11 protein-coding genes are annotated in these 16,215 nt (G+C 70.3%); 8 read left to right on the forward strand and 3 right to left on the reverse strand.

Annotated features, from left to right (window positions below; all coding sequences use genetic code 11):
* Positions 1-42: 42 nt before the first annotated feature.
* The 3 genes from ABZ887_RS04215 to ABZ887_RS04225 are packed head-to-tail and all read left to right on the forward strand — an operon-like array spanning position 43 to position 7,497.
* Complete coding sequence (locus tag ABZ887_RS04215; RefSeq protein ID WP_361282740.1) at positions 43-5,799, forward strand: PQQ-binding-like beta-propeller repeat protein; 5,757 nt, start codon at positions 43-45, stop codon at positions 5,797-5,799.
* Between the two features lie 44 nt (positions 5,800-5,843).
* Entirely contained in the window at positions 5,844-7,043 is a 1,200-nt protein-coding gene (mqnC, locus tag ABZ887_RS04220; RefSeq protein ID WP_361282742.1) for a cyclic dehypoxanthinyl futalosine synthase, read from the forward strand.
* A gap of 7 nt (positions 7,044-7,050) precedes the next feature.
* Positions 7,051-7,497 carry a hypothetical protein gene (locus ABZ887_RS04225; RefSeq protein WP_361282744.1) on the forward strand — a complete coding sequence of 149 codons (447 nt, stop codon included), beginning with the start codon at positions 7,051-7,053 and terminating at the stop codon, positions 7,495-7,497.
* A gap of 66 nt (positions 7,498-7,563) precedes the next feature.
* Here the strand turns inward: ABZ887_RS04225 and ABZ887_RS04230 are convergent, their stop codons facing one another.
* The gene (locus ABZ887_RS04230) at positions 7,564-8,601 is read right to left on the reverse strand and encodes a chitinase (RefSeq protein WP_361282746.1); all 1,038 of its coding nucleotides are present in this window, start codon (positions 8,599-8,601) and stop codon (positions 7,564-7,566) included.
* Between the two features lie 305 nt (positions 8,602-8,906).
* Here ABZ887_RS04230 and ABZ887_RS04235 point away from each other — a divergent pair, with 305 nt between their 5' ends.
* From ABZ887_RS04235 to ABZ887_RS04250, 4 genes are read left to right on the forward strand one after another with little or no spacing between them, the layout of a single operon-like run.
* Positions 8,907-9,284 carry a hypothetical protein gene (locus tag ABZ887_RS04235; protein WP_361282748.1) on the forward strand — a complete coding sequence of 126 codons (378 nt, stop codon included), beginning with the start codon at positions 8,907-8,909 and terminating at the stop codon, positions 9,282-9,284.
* A gap of 22 nt (positions 9,285-9,306) precedes the next feature.
* The gene (locus ABZ887_RS04240) at positions 9,307-11,766 is read left to right on the forward strand and encodes a bifunctional polysaccharide deacetylase/glycosyltransferase family 2 protein (RefSeq protein WP_361282750.1); all 2,460 of its coding nucleotides are present in this window, start codon (positions 9,307-9,309) and stop codon (positions 11,764-11,766) included.
* Entirely contained in the window at positions 11,766-13,136 is a 1,371-nt protein-coding gene (locus ABZ887_RS04245) for an acyltransferase (RefSeq protein ID WP_361282752.1), read from the forward strand. Before ABZ887_RS04240 ends, ABZ887_RS04245 begins: the two co-directional genes overlap by 1 nt.
* Before the next feature lie 24 nt (positions 13,137-13,160).
* Positions 13,161-13,856 (forward strand): demethylmenaquinone methyltransferase, encoded by a 696-nt coding sequence (locus tag ABZ887_RS04250; protein WP_361282754.1) that lies wholly within the window; start codon positions 13,161-13,163, stop codon positions 13,854-13,856.
* Positions 13,857-13,871: 15 nt separating this feature from the next.
* Here ABZ887_RS04250 and ABZ887_RS04255 read toward each other — a convergent pair whose 3' ends face one another.
* Together ABZ887_RS04255 and ABZ887_RS04260 are read right to left on the reverse strand one after the other, a co-directional pair.
* The gene (locus ABZ887_RS04255; RefSeq protein WP_361282756.1) at positions 13,872-14,180 is read right to left on the reverse strand and encodes a PASTA domain-containing protein; all 309 of its coding nucleotides are present in this window, start codon (positions 14,178-14,180) and stop codon (positions 13,872-13,874) included.
* 110 nt (positions 14,181-14,290) lie between these two features.
* Positions 14,291-14,827 (reverse strand): GNAT family N-acetyltransferase, encoded by a 537-nt coding sequence (locus ABZ887_RS04260; RefSeq protein WP_361282758.1) that lies wholly within the window; start codon positions 14,825-14,827, stop codon positions 14,291-14,293.
* Positions 14,828-14,925: 98 nt separating this feature from the next.
* On the opposite strand from ABZ887_RS04260, the gene ABZ887_RS04265 reads away from it, so the two are divergent.
* Positions 14,926-16,209, forward strand: a complete 1,284-nt coding sequence (locus ABZ887_RS04265; protein WP_361282760.1) for a geranylgeranyl reductase family protein — start codon at positions 14,926-14,928, stop codon at positions 16,207-16,209.
* The last annotated feature ends 6 nt before the right edge of the window (positions 16,210-16,215 follow it).

The following is a 16,215-nucleotide window of genomic DNA, read 5'->3' on the forward strand; positions in this document are numbered from 1 at the left end:
CCGCGGGTGAGCCGCGATCGGCGCGAGCGGGGGAGAGCCGCAGTGGGCGCAAGGAAGATCGAGCAGGTCGTGTCCCGGTACCACCCCGTCTTCGACGTGCCGAACCTGAAACTGGGGTACGGCCGGGACGGGAACCGCTACCTGGTCACCGGCGGTACCCCCGACGGCCGGCTGCTGCGGCTGGGCCCGGACGGCACCCGGCGCTTCGTCCGGGTCGGTGCCGCCGCGCTCGCCGTCACGGCCAACGCGGCCGGGGTGATCGCCATCGCCGAGCACCACTTCCAGCACCGGATCGTCTTCTACGACGCCGACTTCGCCGAGCTCGGCCACTACGACGACTTCGCCGCCGACGACACCCTCGGCTACACCTCGCCGTCCGGCATCGAGGCGGCCGAGTCCGGCGCCTTCTACGCCCTCGACCAGCACCGGCGGCGCGTGCTCAGGCTGAACCCCGACGCCACCCTGAGCCAGGAGATCCCCCTCACCGGACTGCCCGACGACGCCGTCTCGAACAAGACAGCCGTCGGCCTGCGCGTGGCGGAGAACGCCGACCGCATCTACACCGCGTGGTCCAGGGCGGGGAACGGCGCCTCCGGCATCCTCTGCGCCACCGACCTCCGGGGGCAACTCCTCTGGTACGACGAGGTCAAGGTCTCGGGCGGGCTCTACGGCGGCTTCGACGCGAAGGCGAACGGCGACCTCCATGTGATCGTCAAGGGCCAGGGCAGGCAGGAGCTGCGGATCTACCCGCCCGGGAGCAAGGGGCAGAAGCAGTACACGGCGGGCACCATCGCGCTGCCCGCCGACGGCTACGAGGTACAGCATCTGCGGCTCCGCGACGAGAAGTACCACGTCAAGCGGAACGACCCTCTCAACCTGGTCGAGGTGTACGACGTCGCGAGCGGCACCGTGCTCGACCGGGACCGGGTGCCCGCCGACGTCGAGCGGCTGAGCGTGCAGTACGACGCCGACGTGTGGACCGCCGGCACGCCCGTGCCCCTGACCGTCACCCACACCCCGGGCGGGTGGGCCGGCCGGCCGCGCTTCCGGGTCTGGCTGCGCCCGCTCGGCCTGCCGGAGTTCACCGAACTCCCGCTGTCCGGCGGCACGGTGACCCCGCCCGCCGACGCCCGCGGGCTGTACCAGGTGCGGGTGTCGCCGGACATCGCCGGACGCCTGTCCGAGTACGTCCTGGACGGCGTCGTCGAGATCCGACCGCAGGGCGCGGAGCGCGGCTCGCTGTCCCTGATGAGCTGCCGTGTCGACAAGGACGAGAACGGCGCCGACAGGCCGCCGGTCAATCTCAACCGCCTCCACTACGGCCGCGGCGAGGCCGTCACCGTCGCGATCGCGGCGCGGGCGGCCTCGGGGGTGCCGCTGCCGAACGCCGTACGGGTCGCGCTGACGCGAGCGGGGTCCGAGGTCCGGGCGTGGGACGGCGTCACCCTGGACGCCGGGGGTGCCGGCCTGCTGGTCATCGGGCCCGAGACCACCGCGGCCCTGGAGCCCGGACGGTACGTCGTCGACGCCGATGCGCCGGCCGGCTTCACGGTCGCCCCGCAGTACCTGGAGATCGGGCCGGGACTGGCGAGCAGGCCGGACTTCCATCTCACCCTGTACTCCGACATCTACGCCCCCAACCACGCCTGCTTCCCCGTCGACCCCCGCGAGGCCGTCAAGGATCCGGCCACCGCCAGGCTGCCGCGCCTCGCGGACCTGCCGGACCTGGTCCAGGCCCACCTGGTCAGGGTGCGGGCGCTCGGTCTCAACCTCGCCGTCGACCGGCTCGGCGTGAACTGGGGGCGTACCTTCTCCGCCGACTACCCCGCCGACGGCGAGATCGTCGGCAGGCTGCAGAGGTCACCGGCCGCGGTGCACTGGCAGAAGGCCCTCTTCGAGGACGTGGGCCGCCGAACCATCGCGGGATACGGCGCGTACGGCATCGAGGAACAGGCGGTCCTCCTCTTCAACGACGCCTTCCTGCCGTTGGACTGGCCGAAGAACTTCGAGAGCCGCGACCTGCCCACACTGGTGAACGACCTCACGACGACCACCGACCGGCTCGCCGCGTACGCCGCCTTCCGCGGCTGGACCTGGGCCGCCAACTGGTGGAACGGCCCGGTGGGCGTGGCCGCCGCGGAGAGCGAGACGGAACGTACGCGGTACAACGACCGGCTGCAGGCCATCGCCGCCGGCGACCCGGCCTGGGCGCCCGTGCTCGACACCGTGACCGACCGCTCGATCACGCTGAAGCCGACGGCGGCGAAGGAGTTCCGCAAGGCGCTCGACAACGCGTCCCCGGGCCGGACCACCGCCCTGACCACCGCTCTGACCCCGCCCTACCGTCAGCCCCAGACCGTGCCCCCGCTGCTCTTCGCCCAGGCCGACGAGGTCGACCTGCACTACCAGGGCGAGCAGATCCAGGTGATGCTGGCCACCGCCCACATGGTCGACTTCTACCGGCGGCCGGGCAAACCGGCCTGGGGCCACCCGGAACTGTCCAACGACGACGGCACCGGCGGGATGATCCTGCCGACGCTGTTCCAGCAGGTGCTGCGCGGCCCGAACGGCACCGGCCTGGTCCCCGACGAGGGCGTCCGCCAGGTCGAACCGGTCACCGCCTACGCGGAACGCACCGGCGGCAGCGGCTGGAAACGCGGCGAGCCGCGCTCCGGAGGGGCGGGCAAGACCTCGGTCCAGCGCGCCGCGTTCGAGCTGATCGCCCGCCTCGCCCCGACCGTCGCGGGCGCCCGCAGCGCCGACCGGATCGCGATCGTCGTCTCCACCCGGATGCTGCGCCTGGAGACCAACGAGGGCGGCTGGTTCGCCAGCCTCTACTTCGCCCGCCTCTACGACGCCTACAACGCCTGCCTCCACGCCCACCGCCCCGCGTCCTTCGTCTTCACCGAGGACATCGCCGAGGACGCCACCGCCGACGTACTGCGCGGCTACCAGGCCGTCCTGCTCGTGGGCCAGAAGGTCGACCTGGACCCACCACTGGACGAGGCGCTCCGGGCCGTGCAGGCGAACGTGTACGCCGACGACACCTGCCACCCCAAGTACCGCACCGCCTTCCGTCCGCTCGGCTTCGGGTTCGACCAGGTCGACCTCAGTCGGGAACCGGCCTGGCAGGGCGACGACACCTCCTACCACCGGCTGCGCCGCGCCTTCCTCGCGCAGGGCGCCGCCGTCGCCGGGGCGCTGGCCGCCGTCCCGCCGGTCGCCGAGTGCGACAACCCCGAGGTGCTGCTCAGCGAACGGACGGCCGGGGACATCACGTACATCTGGGCCGTCAACAACACCAGGCCCGACTGGGAGCCGGAGACCGCCTGGCGGGTGGGGCTGCTCTGCGCCCAACGGCTGCCCGTGCAGGCGAGGTTGAAGGTACGGCTGCCCCTGCTGCACCACGTCGTCGACGTGCTCACCGGCACACCGGTCTCGCTGCTCGACGGCGTCTTCACGGCGGACCTGCGGACCGTACCGGCCCGGCTCTACGCGATCGTCCCGCTGCTGCACGACCCGCTGCCGACCGCCTCCGAGGACGGATTCGGCCCGCACGTCCGGGACATCGCGGTCTCCGCGGACGGCCGCACCGCCGCCCTCAACACCTTCGACTGGGACCACAACCTCTACGGCCTCGACCTCGCCACCGGCCGCACCCGCTGGCGGCAGCGGGTCGGCCACCACTTCGCCTACGCCCCCACCGCCCGCCCCGACGGCTTCGCCGCCCAGGGCTTCGACCTCGACTCCGCCGAGGGGTACCACCTCTACCAACTGGACTCCGCAGGACGGGCACAGCGCCGGTACGCCCTGTTCGGCCTGCCCAAGAAGGCCACCGACTGGTCGAAGAGCGAGTGGGGTTACGACTATGGGCTGAACAACTTCGCGATGGCGCCCGACGGTTCGTGGACCGCCTCCTGCGGAGACCTGGGCCTCGCGGTGTGGGACGAGGAGGGGCGCGAGAAGTGGACGCACCCCTGGTGGACGGAGAACCGCCGCACCCCGCTGCGCCTCCTCGCCCTCGACGACGACACCCTGATCACCTTCGCCGACGACACGGTCACCGGTCTCTCGGCGGCGGACGGCCACACCCTGTGGACCTTCGCCACCACCGCGAGCGGGAGCCTCGGCGGTGCCTTCGGCGCCGCGGCCGTCAGCGGCGACCGGCGTACGGCCGTGATCGCGTCCGAGGCCGACGGCGGCCGGGTGTTCGTGATCCGGGACGGCGCCCTGGCCCACACCCTCCCCACCGCGGCGAGCGAGCTGTCCCTCGCCGCCGACGGCTCCTTCCTCGCGGTCACCACCGGCAACCAGCTCCGTGCCTTCGACACCGGGGGCGGGCTGCTGTGGACGTACACCGGGGACGACTTCCTGCGCCGCCCGCGCGTCTCGCCCGACGGCACCCGGATCGCCGTGGGCAGCGAACTCGGCACCCTGTCCGTGCTCGACCGCGACGGGGCCCTGCTGACCGCGACCGACCTGCGCGCCCTCCCGGTGCCGGCCTGGCTGCCGGGCGGCGACCTGCTGGCGGCCACCTGGATGGGCACGGTGATCCGCTACGACGCCGACCTGGAGGAGCGCTGGCGGACCCGGCTGATCCCCGAGGAGAGGGACATCCGGTCGAAGCTGCGGGCCCCGGACCCGGTGCCGGTGGTGCGGGCGCACTGGGGCAACGCGCGGTCCGAGGCCTACCCGCTGACGCCCAACCTCCTGTCGCAGACGCACGCCTATCTCGGGATGCAGACGGTCGATCCGGATCGTGGCATGACCCAGGACCCGAACGAGGTCTTCGGCCTCCTCACCGACGGCAGCGCCGATCCGCCCGCCGGACCGTGGCTGAACCGGACGCTCCTGAACAGCATGGGAGCCACCGGCTCGGACCACCGCTTCCTCTTCACGGTGGACACCTTCCGCTACCAGCTGGAGCTGACCGGCATCACGATCGCCGAGGACCCCGCGCACCCCGAGTCCTGGCTGCGGGACGTCCTGCTCCAGTGGTGGGACGCCCGGGCCGGCGCCTGGCGGGACGGTCCGATGCTCCTCTCCGACCAGGCCCTGCACAGCCACGCCATCGAGCCGCTGCTGCACTCCGGACGCTTCCGGTTCGTCACGACCGGCGGCTCCACCTGGCCGGCCGGCAATCTCCGGCTCGGCGAACTGGTCCTGCACGGCAAGGTCCTCGGCCCCTCCCACCGGGACGTGGTGGAGAACAGGGCTCTCGCCGTCCTCTTCGACGACCGCGTGGACGACGTGGCGGACCTCCTGCTCGACGGCCCGCACATCGTCGACATCCAGGAGGGCGGCGCGTACACCGGCCACCGGTGCCTGCGGGTGCCCGTGGCGCTGCCCGGCGCCCAGTACCCCATCCGGCACGGCCTCTTCTTCCTGGACACGATGCACGACTGGAACTTCGAGATCGTGGCGCACCCGAGCACACCGGCCCAGTACCGGTACCTCCAGTTCGCCTGGAAGGCGCTCGGCCCCGAGACCACCGGGATCGGCCTGCGGCTGGGGCCCGGCGGCAGCCCGGAGGCGGACGGCGACGACCAGTACTTCGGGGTGAACGCCGGGATCTCGAAGTGGACGTCCCCCGACACCGTGCTGACCCAGCTGACGGTCCCGGCCGACGAGTTCCCGTCCGACGGCTGGCGGACCGTCCGCGTGGACCTGTGGGCGGCGAGCACCGGCAGGCTGAAGAAGATCACTCAGCTCGGCGTGCGCACGGACGGCGGTGGCGCCCTCTTCGACCAGATCGTGCTCGGCCGTACCGAGGCCGACCTGCCGGAGCGGCTGGCGTAGGCTGGCGGGGTCTGTCCACAACCCCTGCCGAAGGGAAAGCCCTGGTGACCGAGAAGGCCGACCTCCAGTCTGTCCTCGACCGTGCCGCGGCGGGCGGACGCATCACGCCCGAGGAGGCGCTCGACCTCTACCGCGACGCCCCGCTGCACGCACTGGGCGCCGCCGCCGACGCCGTACGCCGCCGCCGGTACGCCGGTACCGAGCACATCGCGACGTACATCATCGAGCGGAACATCAACTACACGAACGTGTGCGTCACGGCGTGCAAGTTCTGCGCCTTCTACGCGGCCCCCAAGGACACCGCCAAGGGCTGGACCCGCGACCTCGACGACATCCTGCGCCGCTGCGCGGAGACGGTCGAACTGGGCGGCACCCAGATCATGTTCCAGGGCGGCCACCACCCCGACTTCGGCGTCGAGTACTACGAGAAGCACTTCAAGGCGATCAAGGACGCGTTCCCGCAGCTGGTGATCCACTCCCTGGGCGCCTCCGAGGTCGAGCACATGGCCCGGATCTCCGGCGTCTCCGTCGAGGAGGCCATCACCCGCATCCACGAGGCCGGCCTGGACTCCTTCGCCGGCGCCGGCGCGGAGCTCCTCCCCGCGCGCCCCCGCAAGGCCATCGCGCCCCTCAAGGAGAGCGGCGAGCGCTGGCTGGAGATCATGGAGACGGCCCACAAGCTGGGCGTCGAGTCCACCTCGACCATGCTCATGGGCACGGGCGAGACCAACGCCGAGCGCATCGAGCACCTGCGCATGATCCGGGACGTCCAGGACCGCACGGGCGGCTTCCGCGCCTTCATCCCGTACACCTACCAGCCCGAGAACAACCACCTGAAGGGCCGCACCCAGGCCACGCTCTTCGAGTACCTGCGGATGATCGCCATCGCCCGCCTCTTCATGGACAACGTCGCCCACATCCAGGGCTCCTGGCTGACCACCGGCAAGGAGGTCGGCCAGCTCTCCCTCCACTACGGCGCGGACGACCTCGGCTCGATCATGCTGGAGGAGAACGTCGTCTCCTCCGCCGGCGCCAAGCACCGCTCCAACCGCCTGGAGATCATCGACCTGATCCGCAAGGCGGGCCGCGTCCCGGCGCAGCGCGCCACGACGTACGAGCACCTCGTCGTCCACGACGACCCGGCGAACGACCCGGTCGACGAGCGGGTGATGTCCCACATCTCCTCCACCGCGATCGAGGGCGGGACGGCCCACCCCGAGCTGAAGCTGCTCAGCGCCAACTGACCCGGTTGTGTTGACGATTCACGCGGCGGACGAGGTCCGCCACGACTGGGACGGTGCCGTACTCAAGGACGGCGCCGTCGTCGTCGAGGGCGACCGGATCACTGCGGTGGGGGCGCGGGCGGACCTGCTGGCGCGCTTCCCGGGCGCCCGGGTGCGGAACTGGCCGGGAGTACTCGGTCCGGCGCGCGTCCACGAACACGCGCTCCCGGACGCTCCGACGCCGCGGGAACGCGTACATGCGGTGCTGAAGTCGGGCGCGACAGCCGTCCTCGACCGGCACACCGACTCCCCGGAACTCCGAGCCGCGGCCGCCCGCAACGACGTCCTCGTACTGCCCCATGCGCCTCGACCCCACCTCACCGAAACCACCAGGGCCGACCTGGCGGTGTTCGACGAGACAGGGGAGTGCATCGCCACGGTGTGCGCGGGGCGCCTGGTTCACAGGCGGCGCTAGTCCGACCTGCTTTTCAGGGGCGCGGGGAACTGCGCGACAAGCCCCCGACCGGCCGTCAGACGACACTCAACCGGCAAACGCCTCCCCAAACGCCCCTGAACTCTGACTCACCCCACTGCAGTTCGTAGCCGCATCGTCGTCCCCGGAACTCCCACTCTCACACTGCACATCCCGGAACGTCGACCACATCGACACCCACGCGACCCCCTCCTCCTCCGCGAACGCCCGCACATCCTTCGCGTCGGACAGCGAGAGCGTCTCCCCGTCGACGTCGTTCACCCCGATCATCGAGGTCAGCGCCATCCCGCCCCACGCCCCCGCGTCCGACAGCCCGAACACCTTCTTCAGCTGCGTGTGCGTGGCCTTCGCCGAGGTGACCGCGTAGTCGCCCATGTCCCCGTCGTACGACTCGCCGTAGTTCATGGTCATGATGTTGACCGTCGAGACCTGCACGTCGTACTTGTTGGCCGACTCCAGCAGCGCGAGGCTGTCGGAGTCGAGCCCCGACGGCATCACGGGAAGAGTGAAGGAGACCTCCAGGTCCGGCCGTTCCTTCTGGAGCAGCGCGATCGCCTCCGACCGCAGCGCGACCGAGTCGGAGTCGGTCAGCGTGTCGCCCTCGATGTCGAAGTCGGCCTGCGTGGAGCCCGCGGCGTCCAGCGCGGCACCGTACGCGGCGGCGAGTTTCGACGCGCTGGAGCACGTCGTCGCCAGCTCCTTCCCGGAGGCCCCGCCGAAGGACACCCGGACCGTCGCACCGTCCTCCTTCAGCTTGGAGATCCGGGACTTCACGGCCGAGTCGCCGATCGCCTCCGTCCCGTTCCACGTCGGCGTGCAGCTGCTGCCGCCGGCGATCACGAACGCGAGGTTGTACGTGGAGGGCGACCCGGCGTCGTCCGTGTCGGCGGCCTCCGTCGCGCTGACGTAGGGCGCGTACGACGTGCTGGACCCGTCCGAGTCGTCGGCCTCACTCGCGGAGGCGGACGCCTTCTTCGACGGTGCGGGCGCCGCGTCCGACGTGCCGTCGGAGCCCGAGGAGCACCCCGCCACTGCCATGGCAAACAGGCAGGTAAGCCCAGCAGCCGGCCTGAGGAAACTCCGCATTAAGATGCACCCGCTCTCGTGATTTGTGTCTCAGGCTCGAAACAAAGCCTGATTCCAAAGGAAAACGTCTCACACGGTCATGGTGTTCAACGGTCCGGTCAATACATAGAAACCTCATGGAACGAAGGGCGCGAAGAGCGCAAAAGGTGCGACGCAAAAGGGATGTTCAGGTGGTTTCCCATCCTCGATCGCCACCGCAGGTGTTCACAGAACCTCTCAGCCAAAAGACAGGTTAAGGGGTTTCTCATGGGCACTTCACAAGAACCCCGAAGACGATCACATAAAGACTCCCTAATATCCGTGGAATGCAATCCGAGCCTGCCATCGAAAGCCGCGCCGCCGTGCGCGGTCGCCGCCGCAAACAAGGCAACGGGTCTGCCGAGGGGCCCGTGTTCGTCGACTCCTCCGGGCGCCGGTCCAAGGTGCTGCGGCGTGTCGGCCTCCTGCTCGGCGTCGTCTGCCTCGCCTACACGGGAGTGCTCGGCGCCGCCTTCATGGGCTGGGGAACCTCGCTCACCCCGGACTCGCTGATCCCGGACTTCGCGCGCGCCGGCAACGCCCCCGGCGGCGTCGGACCGCAGGGCGGCATCGGCCGTCAGGCCGGCGTGCCCAGCGGCCGCCCGTCGTCGCTGCCCTCGACCGCCGCCACCCCGTCCGCCTCCGCATCCGCCACCGCCGACTGACCGGAAACGCAGGCCTCTTCCCATGACTACACCGACGTCCTCACGCGGCCGCAGGCGCGCCCCCTCCCGCATCGAGCGGGCGGCGGGCAGGGCCGCGGCGCTGCAGAAACCACGTGTCATCCTCGCGCTGCTGCTTCTGCTGGCGCTGACCTGCGTGATGCTGCTCGACGGCTATCTGCGCGCAGAGGTCGGCGGCGACCAGCGGGTCCGCACCGGCGCCAGCTCCAGCAAGGTGCCGGACAAGATCCTCGACGGCGGCCCGATCCTCACCTTCCGGGGCGGCCAGGCGTCCACCGTCTCGGTCCCCTCCAAGACCATCGCCCTCACCTTCGACGACGGCCCGAACCCGACCTACACCCCGCAGGTCCTCAAGATCCTCGAGCAGTACGACGTGCCCGCCACGTTCTTCCTGGTCGGCTCCATGGTGTCGCGCTACCCGAGCATCGTGAAGACGATGGTCCAGCAGGGCAACGAGGTCGGCGTCCACACGTTCACGCACGTCGACCTGTCGTACCAGAGCGACGCCCGGGTCAACCGCGAGATGCAGCAGACGCAACTCGCGCTGGCGGGCGCGGCCGGCATCACCACGACCCTCTTCCGCGCGCCGTACTCCTCCGAGACCGACGCCATCGACAACTACAGCTGGCCGGTCTACAAGAAGCTCGGCGACGAGGGCTACACCAGCGTCTTCGTCGACACCGACAGCGACGACTGGAAGAAGCCGGGCGTCTCGAAGATCGTCAAGTGGGCGACGCCGAGCGGCACCAAGGGCGCCTCGGTCCTCTTCCACGACGCCGGTGGCGAGCGCTCGCAGACGATCAAGGCGCTGCCGCAGTACATCAAGAAGATGAAGGCGAAGGGCTACACCTTCACCACCATCAGCGGCGTCATCGAGAAGCGGAACACCGCGAACCGGCAGGCCGCCGCCGCGAGCACCGGCTCCAGCGGCCAGACCACCACCGGGCTCACCGAGGCCGGCGTGACCGGCACCGGGACCGGTACGAGCACCGGCACCGGGACCGGCTCCCAGCCCGGCACCGGCACCGGTACCGCCCCGAACGGCACCGGCCCGAACGGAGAGGGCGGCACCGCCCCCAACGGCGGCACAGGCACCGGCACCGGCTCGGGCTCCGGCACAGGCACAGGCACGGGCGCCGCCACCGTCTCCCGCCTCCAGGCCGCCCATCGCACGGCCTCCGGCATGACCCTCTACGAGGGCAAGGCGCTCATCGTGGCGGTCGCGATAGCCGAGTGGGCCCTCCCGGTCCTCTCCGGTCTGCTGTTCGTCGTCGGCATCGCGGTCATGGGCCGCTTCGGGATGATGCTGCTCATCGCCCGCCGCCACTACCGGCTGCGCAACAAACGCCGGTTCAGCTGGGGGGCGACGGTCACCAGACCGGTGAGCGTGATCGTCCCGGCCTACAACGAGAAGGAGTGCATCGCCAACACCCTGGAGTCGCTGGCGCAGAGCACCCATCCGATCGAGGTCATCGTCGTCGACGACGGTTCCACGGACGGCACCTCGGAGATCGCCCGCGCCGCCGCCGACAAGCTCGGCATGCCCAACGTCCGGGTCATCCGCCAGGAGAACGCGGGCAAGCCGGCCGCCCTCAACAACGGGGTGCGCAACGCCAGTTACGACATCGTCGTGATGATGGACGGCGACACCGTCTTCGAGCCGGACACGGTACGGCACCTCGTGCAGCCGTTCGCCGACCCCGAGGTCGGCGCGGTCGCCGGCAACGCCAAGGTCGGCAACCGCAACACGATCATCGGCGCCTGGCAGCACATCGAGTACGTGATGGGCTTCAACCTCGACCGGCGCATGTACGACCTGCTGCGCTGCATGCCGACGATCCCCGGCGCGATCGGCGCCTTCCGCCGCGAGGCGGTCCTGGAGGTCGGCGGCATGAGCGAGGACACCCTCGCCGAGGACACCGACATCACCATCGCCATGCACCGCGCGGGCTGGCGGGTCGTCTACCAGGAGCACGCCAAGGCCTGGACGGAGGCGCCCGGTTCGCTGAAGCAGCTGTGGTCCCAGCGCTACCGCTGGTCCTACGGCACCATGCAGGCCCTGTGGAAGCACCGCAAGTCCCTGACGGACAAGGGCCCCTCGGGCCGCTTCGGCCGCGTCGGCATGCCCCTGGTCGTCCTCTTCCAGATCGTCACCCCGGTCTTCGCCCCGCTCATCGACGTCTTCACGATCTACTCGATGATCTTCGTCGACTTCGAGGCGGCCCTGCTCGCCTGGCTCGCCGTCCTCTGTATCCAACTGGCCTGCGCGGCCTACGCGTTCCGCCTGGACAAGGAGAAGTACCGCTACCTCGCGATGATGCCGCTGCAGCAGCTGGCCTACCGTCAGATGATGTACCTCGTCCTGATCCACTCCTGCATCACCGCCCTCACCGGCGGCCGCCTGCGCTGGCAGAAACTCAAGCGCACGGGCGAGGTCGGCACCCCGGCGGGGGTGAGCAGCTGATGACCTGGGACCAGCAGAACCCGTACCAGCAGAACCCGTACCAGCAGAACCCGTACCAGCAGGGCTACAACGGCTACGACCACGGCCCCTACGCCGGCCAGCAGCAGTACGCCCAGCAGCCGTACCCGCAACAGCAGCAGTACACCGACTACGCCTACCCCCCGGCACCTGACCAGACGGCCCCCCTACCCCTGGTGGAACCGCAACCGGAACCGACGCCGGAGCCGACCGCTACCAGCGCAGCCGCACCCGCAGCCGCCGCCTCTACCGCTGTGCCCACAGCGCCGGGCACCGAGACAACAGACGCCAACGACACCGACGCCTCTCGGCCCAAGCCCCCTGCAAGGGACCGCTACTTCGACACCCTCCGTGCCGTCGCCCTCATCCGCGTCGTCACCTACCACACCTTCGGCTGGGCCTGGTGCGGCATGGTGTTCCCCTCCATGGGCATCATGTTCGGCCTCGCCGGCACCCTCATGGCGAAGTCCCTGGAGCGCCCGGCGCTCAAGGTGGTCAAGAGCCGGCTCCGCCGCCTCCTCCCGCCCTTCTGGTTCTGGGGCTTCTTCGTCGTGCTGGCGATGCTGATCCACGACTGGATGCCGGGCTGGCAGATCGTCTACTGGATCGTGCCGCTCGGCGACCCGCCGGGCAACGCATGGGGCGAGCAGGCCTGGGAGATCCTCTGGTACCTGCGCACCTACCTCTGGTTCGTCCTCCTCTCCCCGGCCCTGCTGTGGATCTTCCGCAAGGCCCCGATCCCGGTGCTCCTGGCGTCGCTGGCCCCGATCCTGGTCCTGAACTTCGTCTGGTCCGGCCCCGACAACCGCTTCGGCAGCGCCCTGTGGGACCTGTCGACGTACCTCTTCTGCTGGATCCTCGGCTTCGCGCACCGCGACGGCGTGCTCCAGCGGATGAAGCCGGCCCTGGTCGTGGTCGGCTCGCTCGCCGCCGTCGGCTACGGCGGCTGGTACGCCTTCTCGCACCAGGCCGACTTCGGCACCTACGACCTGGACGAGAACCCCCTCGCACAGGCCTTCTGGTCGGCCGGGTTCGTGATGCTGCTGATGTGGGCGAAGGCGTACTTCAAGATCGACTTCGCCTGGCTGACCCGCTACAAGAAGCTCGACCGGACAGTCACGATCTTCAACGCCCGCGCGGTGACGATCTACCTCTGGCACGAGATCGCCCTGATTCTGGCGGTCCCGCTGATCGACCAGATGTGGAACGTGCCCGCGTTCGAGAAGTGGCTCCCGCTGGACAGCCAGTGGTTCATGTTCGGCGTCGGCTGGATCCTGATCGCGGTGTTCATCGTGGCGTGCGGCTGGGTGGAGGACGTGGCCGCGAAGAAGAAGCCGAAGCTTCTCCCCTGAGGGCGTGCTGCAAGAATGGCGAGCGTGACCCGCGCTTCCCTGAACAAGCAGCCGCACGAAGTCGCCTCGATGTTCGACGACGTGGCGGAACGGTACGACCTGACCAACGACGTCCTGTCGCTCGGCCAGGACCGGCAGTGGCGGAAGGAGGTCGCCAAGGCGGTCGACGCACGCCCTGCCCAGAAGATCCTGGACCTGGCGGCCGGCACCGGCACCTCCTCCCAGCCGTTCGTCCGGGCCGGTGCCTACGTCGTGCCCTGCGACTTCTCCCTGGGCATGCTCCAGGTCGGCAAGCGGCGCAACGCCTGGATGCCCTTCACCGCGGGGGACGCCACCCGGCTGCCGTTCGGCGACGACACCTTCGACGCCGTGACGATCTCCTTCGGGCTGCGCAACGTCCAGGACACCGACGCGGCCCTGCGCGAGATGTACCGGGTGACGCGGCCCGGCGGCCGGGTCGTGATCTGCGAGTTCTCGCACCCGACCTGGGCGCCCTTCCGGACCGTCTACACCGAGTACCTGATGCGCGCACTGCCGCCGGTGGCCCGCGCGGTCTCCTCCAATCCGGACGCCTACGTCTACCTCGCCGAGTCCATCCGCGCCTGGCCCGACCAGCCCGCGCTGGCCGGACGGCTGCGCCAGGCGGGCTGGTCGAAGGTGGCCTGGCGCAACCTCACCGGCGGGATCGTCGCCCTGCACCGGGGCTTCAAGGAGGCCTGAGCCCCGACCAGGGACTCACAGGCTGCTCACCTCGAAGGCGTCCCCGGGCCGGTCCAGCTCCCGTTGCAGTCCGCCCGTCGGCGGCCGCGGGATGCGTGGCTCGCGCACGCCCCCGCCGCCCTCGCCCTCACCGAAGTCGAACCACACGTACACCATCGAGTCCTGCGGCACCTCGGCACCGGGCTGCGGGAACTGGCGTACGACGTACTCGACGACCGTGAGATGGAAGTCCGGCCGGTCCGGCGCGTTGAGGAACAGGCCTCGCGCCCGGGCGGTCTCGCGCGCGTCCACGGCCATCAGGCCGACCAGCCGTGGCACGCGCACTTCGGGTGTTTTGGGTGTTATATGCACAGATGTCACCCCCAGCGGTACTGGAAGGGTAACCCCCGGCACATGGCGCCCGGAAGCGCCAAGTGTCTTTCTGTAACAGATCGTTACTCTGTGTAATCGATCGTGCTGCCGCCCCGCAGGTCGAGCCGGAAGCAGAGCGCCTCCTCGGGGAGCCGCGGGTGCGGGAACGTCCCGGCCGGTTCCATCCCGAGGCGCCGGGTGACCGCGACGGACCGCTCGTTCCCCGGCCGCACCATCGCCACCACGTTCGGCACGCCCGCCGCCCGCAGCCGCCCCAGCGTCATGTGCGCCGCCGTCGTCACGTACCCCTTGCCCCAGTGGGCCCGCCCGAGCCGCCAGCCGATCTCGATCTCGCCCCTGGGGCCCCAGTCCGGCGCCCACGGCTGGGCGCCCGTGAAACCGATGACCTCTCCGGCCTCGTCGGTCATCGTCCACAGGCAGAAGCCGAGCTCAGCGTCGTGCCGGCGCTGACGGGCGGTGAGCTCCTCGTAGACGGACAGCTCGGCGGACCTGCCGCCGTGGAACTCCATGACCTCCGGGTCGTCGAAGACCCGATGCCAGGCGAACGCGTCCTCGTGCGTGGGTACGCGCAGCCGTACCGCGGGGAGAGCTCGGTTCACAGGGGCAGCCCTTCAGCCGGGTGATCAGTACCGCTGAATAGACTGCCCATGTCCAGTGCCGGTCGGCACGCGATTTCGAGCCTTGGGGAGACCCTGCCGTGACCGAGCCCCTCTCCGAAAACACCGCCGATGTCATCGTCGTCGGCGCAGGGCCAGCCGGCTCCACGACGGCCTACCACCTCGCCAAGTCCGGTCTGGACGTACTCCTGCTGGAGAAGACCGAGTTCCCGCGCGAGAAGGTGTGCGGCGACGGACTCACCCCGCGCGCGGTGAAGCAGCTGGTCGCCATGGGCGTCGACATCTCCGAGGAGGCCGGCTGGCTGCGCAACAAGGGCCTGCGCATCATCGGCGGCGGCACCCGCCTGCAGCTGGACTGGCCGGATCTCGCCTCCTTCCCCGACTACGGCCTGGTCCGCAAACGGGACGACTTCGACGAACAGCTCGCCCGCCAGGCGCAGAAGGCGGGCGCCCGCCTCTTCGAGCGCTGCAACGTCGGCGCCCCGATCGTCGACGAGCGCACCGGCCGGATCACCGGCGTGCACGCCAAGCTCGGCGAGGAGAAGCGTGAAGTCACCTTCCACGCGCCGCTCGTCGTGGCCGCCGACGGCAACTCCACCCGGCTCTCCCTCGCGATGGGCCTGCACCGCCGCGAGGACCGCCCGATGGGCGTGGCCGTCCGGACCTACTTCACCTCCCCCCGGCACGAGGACGACTACCTGGAGTCCTGGCTGGAACTCTGGGACCGCCGCGGCCCCCAGGACCGCCTGCTGCCCGGCTACGGCTGGATCTTCGGCATGGGCGACGGCACCTCCAACGTCGGTCTGGGCGTCCTGAACACCTCCGACTCCTTCAAGGAACTGGACTGGCGCGAGGTCCTCAAGGCCTGGTGCGCCTCCATGCCCGAGGACTGGGGCTACACCCCCGAGAACATGACCGGCCCGATCCGCGGCGCCGCCCTGCCCATGGCCTTCAACCGCCAGCCCCACTACACGCGCGGCCTGCTCCTGGTCGGCGACGCCGGCGGCCTGGTGAACCCCTTCAACGGCGAGGGCATCGCCTACGCCATGGAGTCCGGCCAGATCGCCGCCGACGTCATCGTCCAGGCCCACGCGAGGGCCACCCCCAGCGGGCGGGAGATGGCCCTGCAGCGCTACCCGCGCGTCCTCAAGGACACCTACGGCGGCTACTACACGCTGGGCCGCGCCTTCGTGAAGCTCATCGGCAACCCGAAGGTCATGCAGATCGCGGCCCAGCGCGGCCTGACCCACCCGCTGCTGATGAAGTTCACCCTGAAGCTCCTCGCGAACCTCACCGACCCGACCGGCGGCGACGCGATGGACCGCATCATCAACGGGCTGAGCAAGGTGGCCCCGAAGGCGTGACCGCCC

The sequence above is a fragment of the Streptomyces sp. NPDC047061 genome, from assembly GCF_040643955.1.
Taxonomy (GTDB): Bacteria; Actinomycetota; Actinomycetes; order Streptomycetales; family Streptomycetaceae; genus Streptomyces.

Excerpts from the sequence above, each read along its gene's own strand:
- ABZ887_RS04245 (WP_361282752.1), top strand. The coding sequence starts at position 11,766 with ATGACCTGGGACCAGCAGAACCCGTACCAGCAGAACCCGTACCAGCAG.
- ABZ887_RS04235 (WP_361282748.1), top strand. The coding sequence starts at position 8,907 with ATGCAATCCGAGCCTGCCATCGAAAGCCGCGCCGCCGTGCGCGGTCGC.
- ABZ887_RS04230 (WP_361282746.1), bottom strand. The coding sequence starts at position 8,601 with ATGCGGAGTTTCCTCAGGCCGGCTGCTGGGCTTACCTGCCTGTTTGCC.
- ABZ887_RS04240 (WP_361282750.1), top strand. The coding sequence starts at position 9,307 with ATGACTACACCGACGTCCTCACGCGGCCGCAGGCGCGCCCCCTCCCGC.